The sequence below is a fragment of the Brevundimonas sp. 'scallop' genome (assembly GCF_011045535.1).
In the GTDB taxonomy this organism is placed as follows: domain Bacteria; phylum Pseudomonadota; class Alphaproteobacteria; order Caulobacterales; family Caulobacteraceae; genus Brevundimonas; species Brevundimonas vesicularis.
In genome coordinates this window covers 2,142,197-2,157,557 of sequence record NZ_CP039382.1, presented here as the reverse complement: position 1 = coordinate 2,157,557, position 15,361 = coordinate 2,142,197, and the positions used below count along the sequence as shown (strand labels likewise).

16 protein-coding genes and 2 tRNA genes are annotated in these 15,361 nt (G+C 66.3%); 10 read left to right on the top strand and 8 right to left on the bottom strand.

Going from position 1 to position 15,361, the window contains the following annotated elements:
• Nucleotides 1-112: 112 nt before the first annotated feature.
• Genes rplI through rpsF form a run of 3 tightly spaced genes read right to left on the bottom strand, consistent with a single transcriptional unit; the run spans nucleotide 113 to nucleotide 1,376 of the window.
• Nucleotides 113-697 carry a 50S ribosomal protein L9 gene (gene rplI / locus E4341_RS10855; protein ID WP_055754943.1) on the bottom strand — a complete coding sequence of 195 codons (585 nt, stop codon included), beginning with the start codon at nucleotides 695-697 and terminating at the stop codon, nucleotides 113-115.
• A 1-nt stretch (nucleotide 698) separates the two neighbouring features.
• Nucleotides 699-977, bottom strand: coding sequence for a 30S ribosomal protein S18 (rpsR, locus tag E4341_RS10850; protein ID WP_008259463.1), 279 nt, complete (start codon nucleotides 975-977; stop codon nucleotides 699-701).
• Between the two features lie 12 nt (nucleotides 978-989).
• Nucleotides 990-1,376, bottom strand: a complete 387-nt coding sequence (gene rpsF / locus E4341_RS10845; protein WP_026108635.1) for a 30S ribosomal protein S6 — start codon at nucleotides 1,374-1,376, stop codon at nucleotides 990-992.
• 219 nt (nucleotides 1,377-1,595) lie between these two features.
• Between rpsF and E4341_RS10840 the strand changes: the two genes are divergently transcribed.
• Together E4341_RS10840 and E4341_RS10835 are read left to right on the top strand one after the other, a co-directional pair.
• On the top strand, nucleotides 1,596-3,188 hold the full coding sequence (locus tag E4341_RS10840) for a carboxyl transferase domain-containing protein (protein WP_165117213.1): 1,593 nt from the start codon (nucleotides 1,596-1,598) through the stop codon (nucleotides 3,186-3,188).
• 50 nt (nucleotides 3,189-3,238) lie between these two features.
• Nucleotides 3,239-4,138, top strand: coding sequence for an enoyl-CoA hydratase-related protein (locus tag E4341_RS10835; protein ID WP_165117211.1), 900 nt, complete (start codon nucleotides 3,239-3,241; stop codon nucleotides 4,136-4,138).
• Nucleotides 4,139-4,288: 150 nt separating this feature from the next.
• On the opposite strand, the gene E4341_RS10830 is transcribed toward E4341_RS10835, so the two are convergent.
• Nucleotides 4,289-4,900 (bottom strand): TIGR02466 family protein, encoded by a 612-nt coding sequence (locus E4341_RS10830; protein ID WP_165117209.1) that lies wholly within the window; start codon nucleotides 4,898-4,900, stop codon nucleotides 4,289-4,291.
• An 87-nt stretch (nucleotides 4,901-4,987) separates the two neighbouring features.
• Here E4341_RS10830 and E4341_RS10825 point away from each other — a divergent pair, with 87 nt between their 5' ends.
• Nucleotides 4,988-6,949 (top strand): biotin carboxylase N-terminal domain-containing protein, encoded by a 1,962-nt coding sequence (locus tag E4341_RS10825; RefSeq protein ID WP_165117207.1) that lies wholly within the window; start codon nucleotides 4,988-4,990, stop codon nucleotides 6,947-6,949.
• On the opposite strand, the gene E4341_RS10820 is transcribed toward E4341_RS10825, so the two are convergent.
• The gene (locus tag E4341_RS10820; RefSeq protein WP_055754938.1) at nucleotides 6,946-7,236 is read right to left on the bottom strand and encodes a putative quinol monooxygenase; all 291 of its coding nucleotides are present in this window, start codon (nucleotides 7,234-7,236) and stop codon (nucleotides 6,946-6,948) included. The genes E4341_RS10825 and E4341_RS10820 overlap by 4 nt on opposite strands.
• Before the next feature lie 104 nt (nucleotides 7,237-7,340).
• Between E4341_RS10820 and E4341_RS10815 the strand changes: the two genes are divergently transcribed.
• The 4 genes from E4341_RS10815 to E4341_RS10800 are packed head-to-tail and all read left to right on the top strand — an operon-like array spanning nucleotide 7,341 to nucleotide 11,638.
• On the top strand, nucleotides 7,341-7,739 hold the full coding sequence (locus E4341_RS10815) for a DUF1489 family protein (RefSeq protein ID WP_205751276.1): 399 nt from the start codon (nucleotides 7,341-7,343) through the stop codon (nucleotides 7,737-7,739).
• Between the two features lie 51 nt (nucleotides 7,740-7,790).
• A complete protein-coding gene (locus tag E4341_RS10810; RefSeq protein WP_240893528.1) occupies nucleotides 7,791-9,149 on the top strand; it encodes an MATE family efflux transporter in 1,359 nt (452 codons plus the stop codon).
• A 54-nt stretch (nucleotides 9,150-9,203) separates the two neighbouring features.
• The gene (metG, locus tag E4341_RS10805; RefSeq protein WP_165117203.1) at nucleotides 9,204-10,907 is read left to right on the top strand and encodes a methionine--tRNA ligase; all 1,704 of its coding nucleotides are present in this window, start codon (nucleotides 9,204-9,206) and stop codon (nucleotides 10,905-10,907) included.
• 17 nt (nucleotides 10,908-10,924) lie between these two features.
• The gene (locus E4341_RS10800; protein ID WP_165117201.1) at nucleotides 10,925-11,638 is read left to right on the top strand and encodes a 2OG-Fe(II) oxygenase family protein; all 714 of its coding nucleotides are present in this window, start codon (nucleotides 10,925-10,927) and stop codon (nucleotides 11,636-11,638) included.
• On the opposite strand, the gene E4341_RS10795 is transcribed toward E4341_RS10800, so the two are convergent.
• The 3 genes from E4341_RS10795 to rlmB are packed head-to-tail and all read right to left on the bottom strand — an operon-like array spanning nucleotide 11,639 to nucleotide 13,711.
• Nucleotides 11,639-11,977, bottom strand: a complete 339-nt coding sequence (locus tag E4341_RS10795) for a rhodanese-like domain-containing protein (RefSeq protein ID WP_165117199.1) — start codon at nucleotides 11,975-11,977, stop codon at nucleotides 11,639-11,641.
• Nucleotides 11,974-12,780 carry a TerC family protein gene (locus E4341_RS10790; RefSeq protein WP_055754934.1) on the bottom strand — a complete coding sequence of 269 codons (807 nt, stop codon included), beginning with the start codon at nucleotides 12,778-12,780 and terminating at the stop codon, nucleotides 11,974-11,976. The genes E4341_RS10795 and E4341_RS10790 overlap by 4 nt, the downstream gene beginning before the upstream one ends.
• A 31-nt stretch (nucleotides 12,781-12,811) precedes the next feature.
• The gene (gene rlmB / locus E4341_RS10785; RefSeq protein WP_165117197.1) at nucleotides 12,812-13,711 is read right to left on the bottom strand and encodes a 23S rRNA (guanosine(2251)-2'-O)-methyltransferase RlmB; all 900 of its coding nucleotides are present in this window, start codon (nucleotides 13,709-13,711) and stop codon (nucleotides 12,812-12,814) included.
• 149 nt (nucleotides 13,712-13,860) lie between these two features.
• Between rlmB and E4341_RS10780 the strand changes: the two genes are divergently transcribed.
• The 3 genes from E4341_RS10780 (at nucleotide 13,861) to tuf (ending at nucleotide 15,353) form a co-directional block, all read left to right on the top strand.
• Nucleotides 13,861-13,944, top strand: a tRNA-Tyr gene (locus E4341_RS10780).
• A gap of 81 nt (nucleotides 13,945-14,025) precedes the next feature.
• Nucleotides 14,026-14,099, top strand: a tRNA-Gly gene (locus E4341_RS10775).
• 63 nt (nucleotides 14,100-14,162) lie between these two features.
• The gene (gene tuf / locus E4341_RS10770; RefSeq protein ID WP_055753383.1) at nucleotides 14,163-15,353 is read left to right on the top strand and encodes an elongation factor Tu; all 1,191 of its coding nucleotides are present in this window, start codon (nucleotides 14,163-14,165) and stop codon (nucleotides 15,351-15,353) included.
• The last annotated feature ends 8 nt before the right edge of the window (nucleotides 15,354-15,361 follow it).

Genomic DNA, 15,361 nt, shown 5'->3' with positions numbered 1-15,361 from the left:
TTGTCATAGGTCAAGGTGACGATCGGCCGTGCGGTGGATGCCGTTCACGCGCAGCAAAAAGGGCGCGTCCCTTGCGAGACGCGCCCTTGATGTCGTTGGGGATCCGGTCGGATCAGGCTTCGTCGCCGAAGCCTTCTTGTTGACCGGCGCCGCCTTCGATCAGTTCCTGGGCCGATTGCTCGGCGGCCTGGCGCTCATCGTCGAACTGGCTGCGGATCACGTCCTCGCCCTTGGCTTGGCGCTCGGCCTCGTCCATCGAGCGGGCGATGTTGATCTTGACCGTGGCGCGGACCTCGGCGTGCAGGCGAACCGGCACTTCGTGGACGCCCAGGCTCTTGATCGCCGTGTTCAGGACGACCTGCGAGCGCTCGACCTTGCCGCCTTCGGCCTGGATGGCCTCGGCGACGTCGCGACCGGCGACCGAACCGTACAGGTGACCGGTTTCACCGGCCTGACGGATCATGACGTAGGTTTGGCCGTCGATCTTGTCGGCGACCTTCTGTGCATCGGCCTTGTTCTTCTCGTTGCGCTGCTCGATGGCGGCGCGGTCGAGTTCGAACGCCTTCAGGTTGGCGGCGGTGGCCCGGCGGGCCTTGTCGCGCGGCAGAAGGAAGTTACGGGCGAAGCCGTCCTTGACGGACACGACGTCGCCGATGGCGCCGAGATTCTCGACGCGTTCAAGCAGAACGACCTTCATCTCACTTCACCACGTAAGGCAGGAGGGCCAGATAGCGAGCGCGCTTGATGGCCTTGGCCAGTTCACGCTGCTTCTTCTGGGAGACGGCGGTGATGCGCGAAGGCACGATCTTGCCGCGTTCGGAGACGTAACGCTGCAGCAGCTTGACGTCCTTGTAGTCGATCTTCGGCGCATTGGCGCCCGAGAACGGGCAGACCTTGCGGCGACGATAGAAGGGGCGGCGGCCGGCGGCGCCGGAGCCCGCCGGTGCGCCCGGGGTCGGGGCGGTGGTATCGGTCATGTTCCGGGTTCCTTATTCGGCGTCGGCGGCGGCGTCGTCGCGCGGGGTGCGCTCGCGCTCACGCTCGCGTTCACGCTCGCGGCGGGCCAGCAGCGGCGACAGTTCCAGGTCGAGTTCCTCGACGCGGACGGTCAGCCAGCGCAGCACGTCTTCGTTGATCGACAGCTGACGCTCGACTTCGGCCATGGCGGCCGGAGGGGCGTCGACGGCCAGCAGCGAATAGTGAGCCTTGCGGTTCTTCTTCACGCGGTAGGTCAGGTTGCGCAGACCCCAGTATTCGATCTTTGCGACCGAGCCGCCACCGGCGACGATCAGATCCTTGATGGTGTCATTTAGCGCTTCGGCCTGTTGCGCCGAGATATCCTGGCGCGTCATGACCGTGTGCTCGTAAAGAGCCATGCGGTAGTCTCCCTTGTGGGCGTCGGCGCGGAAACGACCGGGTAAGTCGGTCTCCACGATGGCTCCTGGCGCGGCGGCCGGACCGAACGTCCAACCCTTTGGTGCTCCGCGACAGGACCGAAGCCCTGGAAAGGCGGGGCCTATAGGCGAAAAGGGGCGAGGAAGCAAGGATGGCGGCAGACGCTTGTGGCGCCCCTCGACCCCGCCTAAACCAGCCCCATGCCGAAGCTGACGTCCGCGGTCGATCCGCAAAGCCAAAAATACAAGTCCCTGCACGCGCACAACAGCGCCCTGGTCGCCGAGTTGCGCAACCATGTGGCCAAGGCCGCGCGCGGCGGGTCTGACAAGTCCCGCGAGCGTCACGTCGCTCGCGGCAAACTGTTGCCGCGCGACCGCGTCGAGCGCCTGCTGGATCCCGGCTCGCCCTTCCTGGAGATCGGGCAACTGGCTGCGCACGACATGTATGACGGCGAGGCCCCGGCGGCCGGCGTCATCGCCGGCATCGGCCGGGTTTCGGGCCGCGAGGTCATGATTGTCTGCAACGATCCGACGGTGAAGGGCGGCGCCTATTTCCCCATGACGGTCAAGAAGCACCTGCGCGCCCAGGAAATCGCCGAGCAGAACCGCCTGCCGTGCGTCTATCTGGTCGATAGCGGCGGAGCCAATCTGCCGCACCAGGCCGAGGTGTTTCCCGACCGCGACCACTTCGGCCGCATCTTCTTCAACCAGGCCCGGATGAGCGCCAAGGGCATCGCCCAAATCGCCTGCGTCATGGGTCTGTCCACCGCCGGCGGGGCGTATGTGCCGGCCATGTCTGACGAGACGATCATCGTCAGGAACCAGGGCGCCATCTTCCTGGCCGGGCCGCCGTTGGTGAAGGCGGCGACAGGCGAGGTCATCTCGGCGGAGGAACTGGGCGGGGCGGAGACCCACGGTCGTCGCTCGGGCGTGGTCGATCATGTGGCCGAGAACGATGAGCACGCGCTGGAGATCGTGCGCTCCATCGTCGCCAATCTGAACACGACCAAGGCCGTCGAGATGGATGTGCGCGAACCGCGCGCGCCGGCCTTCGACGCAGAGGAGCTGTATGGCCTGATCCCGGACGACGTCCGCGCCCCCTATGATGTGCGCGAGGTCATCGCCAGGCTGGTGGACGGGTCGGAGTTCGACGAGTTCAAGAGCCTATATGGCTCGACCCTTGTGTGCGGGTTTGCGCGCATCTGGGGCTATCCGGTCGCCATCCTGGCCAACAACGGCGTCATCTTTTCGGAGAGCGCCCAGAAGGGCGCGCACTTCATCGAACTGGCCTGCAAGCGCAAGATTCCGCTGCTGTTCCTGCAGAACATCTCGGGCTTCATGGTCGGCGGCAAATATGAGGCGGGCGGCATCGCCAAGGACGGCGCCAAGCTGGTGACGGCCGTGGCCTCGGCCGAGGTGCCCAAGTTCACTGTCCTGATCGGCGGCAGTTTCGGCGCGGGGAACTATGGCATGTGCGGCCGGGCCTATTCGCCGCGCTTCCTGTTCACCTGGCCTAACAGCCGGATCGGGGTCATGGGCGGCGAGCAGGCCGCCAGCGTGCTGGCCACCGTGCACCGCGACGCCGAGACCTGGAGCGCGGACGACGCCGAGGCCTTCAAGGCGCCGATCCGTCAGAAGTACGAGGACGAGGGCAATCCCTATTACGCCACCGCCCGCCTGTGGGACGACGGCGTCATCGACCCGGCCCAGACCCGTGATGTGCTTGGCCTGGCCATCAGCGCTAGCCTGAACGCCCCGATCCCGGAGACGACGTTCGGCCTGTTCCGAATGTAACCTAATGGTCCGCGCCTCGTTGTGAGCGGACACGCAGTTTGGAGACACTCATGGCCGATCAACCGACCGAAGCCGACCTCAACGCCCTGGACGTCACCGACGCCGAGGCGGCCGAGATCAACAGCATCGCCCAGCCGCTGGTGCCCGATGCCGCGCCGGACGCCGACGACGATCTGGTGCAGATCGATTCGACCACCGACGGCGTCGTCTTCGTCACCATCAACCGGCCGGCCAAGAAGAACGCCTTCGATGCCGCGACCATCGCGGCCCTGCATGAGTCGTTCGAAACGCTGCACGGCGCGGACCGGGTGCGGGCCGTCTTCATTCGGGGGGCGGGCGGCACCTTCAGCGCCGGGGCCGATCTGAACTGGATGCGCGACGCCGCCGGCTGGTCCGAGAGCGACAACCGTGACGACGCCATGGGCCTGGCGAAAATGCTGAAGGCCCTGCACGACATTCCCGCCCTGACGGTGGCGGTGGTCGAGGGCAACGCCATGGGCGGCGGAGCGGGCATCGTCGCCGCCTGCGACATGGCCGTGGCGGTCGAGGGGGCGCGCTTCGCCTTCTCCGAGGTCAAGCTGGGTCTGATCCCCGCGACCATCGCTCCCTATGTGATCGAGGCTGTCGGCGCGCGCCGCGCCCGCCAGTTGTTTTTGACCGCCAACGCCTTCGACGCCGACTACGCCGCCCATGCCGGCCTGATCGACCTCGTGCTGCCCGAAGGATCGGTGGATGAGTTCATCTCGATGCTGAGCGACAGCCTGACCAACAATGCGCCGGGCGCGATGGGTGAGGCCAAGCGTCTGGTCAACGACATCGCCCACCACAAGATCGACAACGGCCTAATGGACGAAACCGCCAAACGCATCGCCCGCGCCCGCGTGTCGGACGAAGGCCGCGAGGGCGTCGCCGCGTTCCTGGAAAAGCGCAAGGCCAGCTGGACGGTCTGATCTTCTCCTACCGTCATTCCGGGGCGTCCGAAGGACGAACCCGGAACCCAGGAGGCTTGCATTAGCGCATGATGCGGTCAGTGTTGTGACCGCCCCCCTGGCTTCCGCGTTCCTCGCTACGCTCGGCCCCGGAATGACGACTGAATTCATTCAGGCGTAGTTGAAGCTGATCGAAATCCGGTCGGCTTTGGCCAGGTTGGTCGGCACTTCGTGGCGCAGCCAGCTTTCCCACATCAGCACCGTGCCTGCCTGAGGCTGCAGATAGACGAACGGCCGCTCGGCCTCCGTCGCGTCATCGGTCACCGACGGCCGGGCCATCATGAAGGGCAGGCGGGGATCTTCCAGCTTTAGCGAAGAGGTGCCGTCCGGCACGTCGATATAGACTGTGCCCGACAGGAAGGCGTGCGGGTGGATGTGACCTGTATGACCGCCGCCGGGCTTCAGGATGTTGACCCATAGATTGTCGAGGCGGGGTTTGCGGGCCAAATCGAAGTTCAGCGCCTTGGCGTAGGCGACGGCATGGCGATCCAGGTGGCGCTTCAGCTCGGCGAACTCCGGGAAGCGTTGGGGCAGGTCGTTCAGCGATCCGTAGGAGGTGTAGCCGCGATAGGCGTTGGCCTTGCACCACCGGCGGCCGGCCTCGTCCTCCTCGGCCATCATCCGGATGACGTCGATCAGCTGTGCGTTGAAGTCGGACCAGCCACGCCCTTCGGCGAGGGAGGCTTCATAGACCTGGGTGACGAAGAGGGGGCGCAGGGACATCGGAGGGGCTTAACGCCTGCCGCGTCGCGTGAGAAGGGTCGTGCTCTGCCTCTCGCCTGATGCGCACGATCCGGCTAAGACCGCTTCATGTTCAAGTCCGTCCTTGTCGCCAATCGCGGCGAAATCGCCTGCCGTGTCTTCCGCACCGCCAAGCGGATGGGGATTCACACCATCGCCGTCTATTCCGAGGCGGACGCCAACGCCCTGCATGTGCGCGAAGCCGACGAGGCGGTGCTGATCGGTCCGGCGGCGGCGCGCGAATCTTATTTGGACGGCGCCAAGGTGCTGGCGGCGGCCAAGGCGACCGGCGCAGAGGCGATCCACCCCGGATATGGCTTCCTGAGCGAGAACGCCGACTTCGCCGAGGCCGTCGCGGCGGCGGGCCTGATCTGGATCGGGCCGGACCCGTCCTCGATTCGCGCCATGGGTCTGAAGGACGCGGCCAAGGAACTGATGATCCAGGCCGGGGTGCCGGTGACGCCGGGCTATCAGGGCGCCGATCAGTCGGAGGAAACCCTGACGGCCGAGGCAGCGCGGATCGGCTATCCGGTGCTGATCAAGGCGGTCGCGGGCGGCGGCGGCAAGGGTATGAAACGGGTCGATGATCCAGCCGATTTCGCCGCCGGTCTGGCCAGCGCCAAGCGCGAGGGGGCTGCGGCCTTCGGCGACGACCGGGTACTGATCGAACGCTACATCACCCGCCCACGCCACATCGAGGTGCAGGTGTTCGGCGACAAGCACGGCGAGGTCGTCCACCTTTACGAGCGCGACTGTTCGCTGCAACGCCGCCACCAGAAGGTGATCGAAGAGGCGCCCGCGCCGGGCATGAGCGAGGCTGTGCGCGCCGCCGTGACCGGGGCCGCGATCAAGGCGGCCAGGGCCGTGAACTACGTCGGGGCCGGGACAATCGAGTTCATCGCCGACGCCTCGGACGGGCTGAAGGCGGACGGCGTCTGGTTCATGGAGATGAACACCCGGCTGCAGGTCGAGCATCCCGTGACCGAGAGCGTGACAGGCGTCGATCTGGTCGAGTGGCAGTTCCGCGTCGCGGCGGGCGAGCCGGTCCCCCTGAAGCAGGCCGAGATCCAGCTGAACGGCTGGGCCATGGAGGCGCGGCTGTATGCCGAGGATCCGGCCAACGGCTTCCTGCCCTCCATCGGCAAGCTGGAGCATTTCGTCATGCCTGAAGGCATCCGCGTCGATACCGGCGTGGAGCAGGGCGGCGAGGTCAGCCAGTTCTATGATCCGATGATCGCCAAGCTGATCGTGCATGAGGACACGCGCGAGGCGGCGGCGGCGCGGCTGGCCGAGGCGGCGGGCGAGGTCGAGGTCTGGCCGGTCAAGGCCAACGCCGGCTTCCTGAAGCGCTCCCTGGAGCATCCGCGCTTCGTCGCGGGCGACGTGGATACGGGCTTCATCGCGGCGGAGGAGGCGGCGTTGCAGCCGCAGCCGTCCGACGAAGCAACGCTGGCGGCCCTGACCCTGATTGCGGAAGCGGCGGCGGATGCGGTCGAGGCGCGTTCGGACCGGTTCAGTCCCTGGGGCGGCCAGCCGGGTCTGTCCTATGGCGTGCGCCTGAATGCGCCGGCGCAGACAACCGTCTGGGCACATGTCGATGGTCAGGGCGTGTCCGCTGCGGTGACGCCGGTCGAAACGGGCTGGCGCGGTTCGCAGGGCGAACTGGCCCACGTCGGGTTCGATCAGGTCCAGGCCGGCGATCGCCTGTTCGGCTATCAGACGATCGACGACGGTTTCGTCCTGTTCGTCGATGGCGAGGCGCGTCGCGTCACGCCCTATCGCGCCGCCGTGGGGTCCGGCGTGGGCGCGGTGTCGGATGGTTCGCTGCGCGCGCCCATGCCGGGCAAGATCGTCGCAACGCCGGTCAAGGCCGGCGACGCCGTCACCAAGGGACAGCCGGTCGTGGTGCTGGAAGCCATGAAGATGGAACATGCCCTGACCGCGCCGTTCGACGGCGTGGTGGAAAGCGTCGCGTCTCTTGGCGATCAGGTCGTCGAGGCGGCCGTGCTGGCGGTGGTGAAGGCGAACTAAAGCCCCACGCCGCCGATCGGGCGCGTCACGATTGTATCGCCCCATAGCGCGATCAGGCCGAGCGCTGGACGCATCACTCTGGATTCGCGGATCGTGTTGAACCAGGCATCGTGCGAGGCCTTGCTCATCCAGACCTCTGTGACGAGCAGGGCGTCGGCGTCATTCACATCGTGCGCCACGACGTAGCTGTGGCAGCCCGGTCGCTTCACATTGGGGTCCAGCAAACAGAGGCCTAGTTCGTCGCGGCGGCCGGCATGGGCCGTCAGGCGGGTAATCAATCCGTACATACTGGTCCTAAACGCGCTGGGCGAGCTGAGCGGCGCGCGATCATAGCTAGCCCCTTTAGATTAAGAATCTGGCCAATGCGCCTAAGGGGCACTACGTGGGCGCCATGCCGCTTCACATGATCAAGCTGGGCGTCGGGGTGCCGGACGTCGAATGGCTGGAGGCCCGCGCCGCCCGGGGCGGGGCGCTCGTCGTCCACACACGCATGACGCCGAAACGGGCGATCGAGATCGAGGACGGCGGCTCGCTTTATTGGGTGGTGAAGGGGACGATCATCTGTCGCCAACCGGTGCTGGACATCACAACCTTGGGCGAGGGCAAGCAGAGCCGCTGTGAGATCACGCTCGAACCCAAGGTCATCCGCACGGCGCCCATGGCCCGGCGACCTTTCCAGGGCTGGCGATACTTCGAGCCCAAGGATGCGCCGGTCGATCTGACCGACCTCGACGCCGGCGAGGCTCCTGAGGAACTGGTGCGTCAGCTTCGTGAATTGGGCGCCTGGTAGGCCAAGCCCTCAACGTTTTTGGGAGTTGACCCCGGCGGGTCGGCGTGGCCTGTGCCGCGTCCGATGATCGCGCTCAGCCCCCAGACCCGTACCGCCTTCCGCGACCTGCTGAATCTGGCATGGCCGGTGATCCTGGCGCGCATCGGCATCATGACCATGGGCCTGACCGACGCCATCGTGGTGGGCAACTATTCCAGCCAGGAACTGGCGTTCCATTCGCTGGCCTGGGCGCCGACGTCGATCGTGGTGACGACGGCGGTCGGTTTGATGCTGGGCGTGCAGGTGATGACGGCGCGGATGCTGGGCGAGGGGCGTCGGCACGCGGTCGGCTCGGTGCTGCGTCGCGGCCTGACCTATTCGTTGCAGATCGGCGTCGTGTCGATGATCGCCCTGATCGCCATTGGCCCGTGGGGACTGGGCAAGCTGAGGCTGGAGGACGGTCTGGCGGAGGGCGCCGGGCCTGCCCTGGTCGTCTTCGCCCTGTCCATGCCCTTCTATCTGATTTCGGTGACGGGCCAGTTCTTCCTGGAGGCTCTGGGCCGGCCCAAGCCCGGCATGGTCGCCATGTGGGTGGCGAACGGGGTCAATCTGGTGCTGAACATCGTGCTGGTGCCGGACCTTCTGGGCTTCGGCTTCGACGGCGCCTTCGCCTCGGCTTGGGCGACGTTCGGGGCGCGGGCGGCGCTGGCGATCTTCCTGGTGATCTACATCCTGCGTTTGCCCGAGGCGCGGGCGCTGGGTATTTTCGACAAGCCCGAGCGTGATCCCGAGGCCGCGCGCGAACAGGTCAAGGTCGGCCTGGGCGCCGGGGCCTCCTACTTCATCGAGGTCGGGGCCTTCTCGGGCTTCACCTTCTTCGCCGGTCAGATCGGCACGGCGGAGACGGCGGCCTGGGCGGTGGTGCTCAACGTCTCGGCCATCGTCTTCATGCTGCCGATGGGGCTGTCGTCGGCGACGGCGGTGCTGGTGGGCCGCAGCTATGGCGCCGGCGACGGTCGAGGGGTGATGCGCGCCGGGCTGGTGGGGCTGGGCGTCGTGACGGCCCTGACATTGGTGGTCGCCCTGCTGGTCTGGCCCAGCGCCCATCTGATCGTCGGCGCCTATAATCGCGATCCGGCCCTGCTGGCCATCGCGGCGCCGGCCCTGGTGCTGGCGACGTTGTTCTTTGTGGCGGATGGCATTCAGGTCGTGGCGGCCCAGGCCAACCGCGCGGCAGGCGACGTCTGGTGGCCCACCATCATGCATTTCGCGGCCTACGGCGCGGTGATGATGCCGCTGGGCTGGGTGCTGGCGCATCAGATGGGCGTCAACGGCCTGGTCTGGGCGGTGGTGATCGCCAGCCTGGCGTCCTCGACCCTGCTGACCGGGCGTTTCATCCGTATTGCGCGCCGTCTGCCGCAAGGCGTTTGAGGAAACCGCGCCGCCGCTCTATATCCCTGCGCTTCCCCGAACACCTGGACGATCATGGCCCGCATCCTCATCACCTCGGCGCTGCCCTACATCAATGGCATCAAGCACCTGGGGAATCTGGCGGGCTCGATGTTGCCGGCCGACGTCTGGGCGCGGTTTAAGCGGGCCCAGGGACATGAGGTCCTCTATATCTGCGCCACCGATGAGCACGGCACCCCGGCCGAGCTGGCCGCCGCCGCCGCCGGCCAGGACGTGCGCACCTATTGCGACGAGCAGCACGAGATCCAGAAGGCCGCCGGTCAGGCCTTCGGGCTCAGCTACGACTGGTTCGGCCGGTCGTCGAACCCGCAGAACCATCGCCTAACCCAGCATTTCGCCGAGGCGCTGGAGAAGAACGGCCTGATCGAGGAGCGGGTGGATCGGATGATCTATTCGATCGACGACGCCCGTTTCCTCCCCGACCGCTATGTCGAGGGGACGTGCCCGCACTGCGGCCATGTCGGCGCGCGCGGCGATCAGTGCGACAACTGCGGACGCCTGCTGGATCCGACCGACCTGATTGATCCCTATTCGTCGGTGTCGGGCTCCAAGAACCTGGAGGTGCGCGACACGCGTCACCTCTATCTGCTCCAGACCAAGATCGAGCCCGAGATTCGCGCCTGGGTCGACGGCAAGACGGGCTGGCAACAACTGGCCAAGTCCATCGCCTACAAACATCTGGACGAGGGGCTGATCGACCGGGGCATCACCCGCGACCTGGCCTGGGGCGTGCCGGTGACCAAGGATGGCTTCCCCCGTCAGGGCATGGAGGACAAGGTCTTCTACGTCTGGTTCGACGCCCCCATCGAATACATAGCCGCGACCGAGGAATGGGCCGAGGCGACGGGCGGATCGTGGCGTGACTGGTGGCGTCTGGACGAGGGGGCAGAGGACGTTCGCTATGTCCAGTTCATGGGCAAGGACAACGTCGCCTTCCACACCGTCAGCTTCCCCGCGACCATCATCGGCTCGGGCGAACCGTGGAAGACGGTGGACCAGCTGAAAGCGTTCAACTGGCTGAACTGGTACGGCGGCAAGTTCTCCACCAGCCAGAAGCGCGGCGTCTTCATGGATCAGGCGCTGGAGCTGCTGCCGGCCGATTACTGGCGCTGGCGCCTGACGGCCTATGGGCCGGAGCACGCGGATTCGGCCTTCACCTGGGAGGACTTCCAGGCCTCGACCAACAAGGACCTGGCCGATGTGCTGGGCAATTTCGTCAACCGCATCGTCAAGTTCGCGGAATCCAAGTTCGACGGCGTGGTGCCCGAAGGCGGCGAGGCCGGACCGGTCGAAATGCAGCTGGAGGCCGATATCAAGGCAGCCGTCGCCGAGGCGACCGAACAGCTGGAGGCGATGGAGTTCAGAAAGGCCGCCGTCGCCATCCGCGCCGCCTGGGTGCTGGGCAACGAGTATCTGCAGGTCGCGGCACCCTGGACGGCGCTGAAGACCGATCGCGACCGCGCGGCGGTGGGGGTGCGCACGGGTCTGAACCTGGTGGCCCTGTTCGCGCGTCTGGCCGCGCCGATCCTGCCCTTCACCGCGCCCAAGATCGCGGCGTCGGTTGGGGTGGACGACCTGAGCTGGCCTGGCGCCGACGAGGATCTGCTGAATCGTCTGCCGGTCGGCGGCAAGGTCGAGGCTCAGGGCGTGTTGTTCGCCAAGATCGAGGACATCCAGGTTGCGGAATGGTCCGAACGCTTCGGCGGCGCGGACGCCTGATCCGAAGGGGATAAGCCATGACGCCGACCCTGACGCCCCTGACCGACGAAGCGCGCGCCGTCATTCGCGAGCGGCTGGCGCGCACGGGGCGGGCGCAGATCGACGGCGTCTTGGCTGTGACTCACTCGCAAGCGCTCTACGACGCGGCAACGGCCGCTGACTACAACGTCGTTACGCGACGCGGGACCGGCCATGTCGATCTACCCGCCGCCTGGCTGGCCTCTCTGACGCCGGATCAGAAACAGGCGCTGGGTCAGGCGGTGCAGGCCTCGGCCCAGACCGACTTCCAGTATCTGTACGACAATCACCCGATCTACGATCTGGTCCAGGCGGGGCAGGCGGCGCCGGTGTGGGCCGATCTGTTGGCCTTCCTAAACGGCGAGGCCTTCCTGGGCTTGATGCGGGACGTGACAGGCGAGCCGCGGCTCGCCTTGGCCGATGCGCAACTGACCCGTTATCGCGCCGGCCATTTTCTGACCGAGCATGACGATCACGCCGAGGGCAAGAATCGCTTCTTCGCCTATGTGCTGAATCTGACGCCGGTCTGGCGGATCGAGTGGGGCGGCCTTCTGGCTTTCCATGGCGCCGACGGCAATGTGGCGGAGGCCTTTACGCCGCGCTTCAACACCCTGAACCTGCTGAAGGTGCCGACGCCCCATTCGGTGACGCAGGTCGCCCTGTCGGCGGCGGCGGACCGGATTTCGGTCACCGGCTGGCTGCGCGGTCGCTGATCAGTCCTGTTCTGCGAACACGACCGGAAGCCCCGCCGCATTCCAAGCCTGGATGCCGCCGGTCAGGTTGAACAGCGGCTGGCCGTCGGGGCCGGCCGGGCCGACGAAGGCGCAGACCTGGTGGCTGCGGCCGCCCTTCAGGCATTGAACGATGATCTTCTTGTCGGCCGGAAGGTCCAGCGCCTCCCAAGCGGCGGGCATCTGGCTGAGCGGGGCCAGGATCGCGCCGTCGATGCGGGCGGCGGCGAACTCGTCCGGCTCGCGCACATCGATCAGCACCGCTTCGCCGGCCTGCAGCCAGGCGGCGGCGTCTTCGACGGTGACCGTGGCGACGGTCATGGCGCGACCGTCGGTTCGGCGGGCGCCGGCGTTGGGCTGTCCTCTGTGCGCTTCTGGCCCAGATGTTTGGCCGCCTCCTCGGGACCGATCTCAAGGAAGGCGGGGGCCGAGGCGTTGAACTCGTCCATATGGCCGGTGCGCACCACCACTTGACGGGCGCCGTCCCAGATCATGTGCAGGGCGACATAAAGGACGACGACCAGACCGATGTAGCCGATCCAGCTGAAGCGGTGCAGAAGCTTGGCGATATAGGTGGCGGCGACGCCCATCAGGGCGATCGACAGGACCAGGCCGAAGACCATGATCCAGGGGTGTTCGTGCGCGGCGCCGGCGACGGCCAGCACATTGTCCAGCGACATGGTGATGTCGGCGACCATGATCTGAAGCAGGGCGGCGCCGAAGCTCTTGCGCTTCAGGCCCAGTTCCTCGGGCGACGGTCCAGAGCCGTGCTCGATGCTCATGGCCAGTTCGAGTTCCTTTTCGGCCTCGGCCTGGTCGTGCGTCGCTTGCTCGCGCAGTTCGCGCCACATCTTCCAGCACACCCACAGCAGCAGCAGGCCGCCGGCCAGCAACAGGCCGACCAGAGCCAGAAGCTGCACGGTGATCAGCGCAAAGCCGATTCGCATGACGACGGCGGCGGCCAGGCCGATCAGAATGGCCTTCTTACGCTGGTCCTGGGGCAGGGCGGCGGCGGCCAGGCCCACGGCGACGGCGTTGTCGCCGGCCAGGACCAGATCCATCAGCAGGACCTGGCCCAGGGCCGTGGCCTGACTGGCGAGTTCGGGAGACGAGAGGAATTCCATTTCCGCTCCTTAGCCTCGGTGCGGCGTTCTGTCAGCCGCGTTGCGCGCGCGCCGCTTCATAAAGCGCGACCGCCGCCGCGTTGGACACGTTCAGGCTCTCGAATCCGCCGGGCATGGGGATCTTGGCCAGGACGTCGCAGTGTTCGGCGACCAGACGACGGATGCCGTCGCCTTCGGACCCCATGACCAGAACGGTCGGCTGATGATCCAGCGCTTCTTCCAGCGTCTGTTCGCCCGTTCCGTCCAGGCCGACCGCGCGCCAGCCTAGATCGGCCAGCCGCTCCAGCGCACGAGACAGATTCGTGACGCGCGCATGAGGGAGGCGTTCGGTGGCGCCTACGGCCGCCTTGGCCAGGGCGCCGGCGAGGGCCGGAGCATGACGGTCCTGAACGATGATTCCCCGCGCGCCGAACGCCAGGGCAGAGCGGAAGATGGCGCCGACGTTCTGGGGGTCGGTCAGCTGATCCAGCATGACGATGACGCCCCCTTCTCCAGGTTTGGGGGCCGGCTCGGCCAGCTCTTCCAGCGACACGCCTTCCAGCGGCTGGACCTTGAAGGCCAGCCCCTGATGCACGGCGCCGGGGGGCAGCATCCGGGTCAGGGCCTGGATTTCGACCACCTCGATCTTGTGGCCGTTTGCGAGAGCATTGTTCTCGATCTCGGCGGCGCGCTCGGCCGTGGCCAGCAGACGACCCATGCCACGACGGGCGGGATTCGCCAGAGCGGCCAGAACCGGGTGGCGTCCCCACAGAAAATTATCGGCGTCCGACTTGCCGCGATCGGGCGAACGGGGCTGACGAGGGGTTTCATCGCGCCGTCCAAACCCTTGCGCAGCGGGCTTTTGGCCCTTGTCACGGGGGCCGTCGGGACGGTTTCCGAAGACCGGTTTTTTACCGCTTTTACGGTCGTTGCGTTCTGATTTCGACGACACTATAAGACGCCCTCCGATTTGGAGCCCCAAGGGCTTTCGGGTCTGGGCGCCCCCTCTATCCTAGAGGAGGCGACAAGCCGAAGGCTTTTGTTTCGTCCCGCTTCTTTATGGGCGGAAACGAGGGGTCCGACGGTTCGACAAGGCGCGCTGGGGGAATGTCCCGAGTGGCAAAGGGGGGGGACTGTAAATCCCCTGCGTAAGCTTCGAAGGTTCGAGTCCTTCTTCCCCCACCACGCGCCTTGACGGATACGACGGATCAGGACGACGGAGAGGAACCGGCTGCGGCGTTCCGAAAGAACTTCCGCAGTCTCCGCGCGGGTATAGCACAATGGTAGTGCAGCAGCCTTCCAAGCTGAGGATGTCGGTTCGATCCCGTCTACCCGCTCCAGGTTTTTAAAAGATCAGCATCGCGCCCCTCCGCTGACGGACCCGGGCCATCAGGAGTTTGGCCATGGCCAAGGAAAAGTTCGAACGGACGAAGCCGCACTGCAACATCGGCACGATTGGTCACGTTGACCACGGCAAGACGACGTTGACGGCTGCGATCACGATGACGCTGGCGAAGGCCGGCGGCGCGAAGGCGATGAACTACGCCGACATCGACGCTGCGCCGGAAGAGAAGGCCCGCGGCATCACGATCAACACCGCGCACGTGGAATATGAGACGGCCAACCGTCACTATGCCCACGTCGACTGCCCCGGCCACGCCGACTATGTGAAGAACATGATCACTGGCGCCGCCCAGATGGACGGCGCGATCCTGGTGGTGTCGGCCGCTGACGGCCCGATGCCGCAGACCCGCGAGCACATCCTGCTGGCTCGTCAGGTCGGCGTGCCGGCCTTGGTGGTCTTCATGAACAAGGTCGACCTGGTCGACGACGAAGAGCTGCTCGAGCTGGTCGAGATGGAAGTGCGCGAGCTGCTGAGCTCGTACCAGTTCCCCGGCGACGACATTCCGATCACCAAGGGTTCGGCCAAGGCCGCGACCGACGGCGTGAACCCGGAAATCGGCGAACAGCGCGTTCTGGCCCTGATGGAAACCGTCGACGCCTACATCCCGCAGCCGGAGCGTCCGGTCGATCTGCCGTTCCTGATGCCGGTCGAAGACGTGTTCTCGATCTCGGGCCGCGGCACCGTGGTCACGGGCCGCGTCGAGAAGGGCATCGTCAAGGTCGGTGAGGAAGTCGAGATCGTCGGCATCCGTCCGGTCCAGAAGACGACCTGTACGGGCGTGGAAATGTTCCGCAAGCTGCTGGACCAAGGTCAAGCGGGCGACAACGTCGGCGTGCTGCTGCGCGGCACCAAGCGTGAAGACGTCGAGCGCGGCCAAGTGCTGTGCAAGCCGGGCTCCATCACCCCGCACACCAAGTTCCTGGCCGAAGCCTACATCCTGACCAAGGAAGAGGGCGGTCGTCACACCCCGTTCTTCACGAACTATCGCCCGCAGTTCTACTTCCGCACGACGGACGTGACCGGCATCGTTCACCTGAAGGAAGGCGTCGAGATGATCATGCCGGGCGACAACGCCGAGCTGAACGTCGAGCTGATCACGCCGATCGCGATGGACCAAGGCCTGCGCTTCGCCATCCGTGAAGGCGGCCGCACCGTCGGCGCCGGCGTCGTGGCCAAGATCGTTGAGTAAGAAGACCG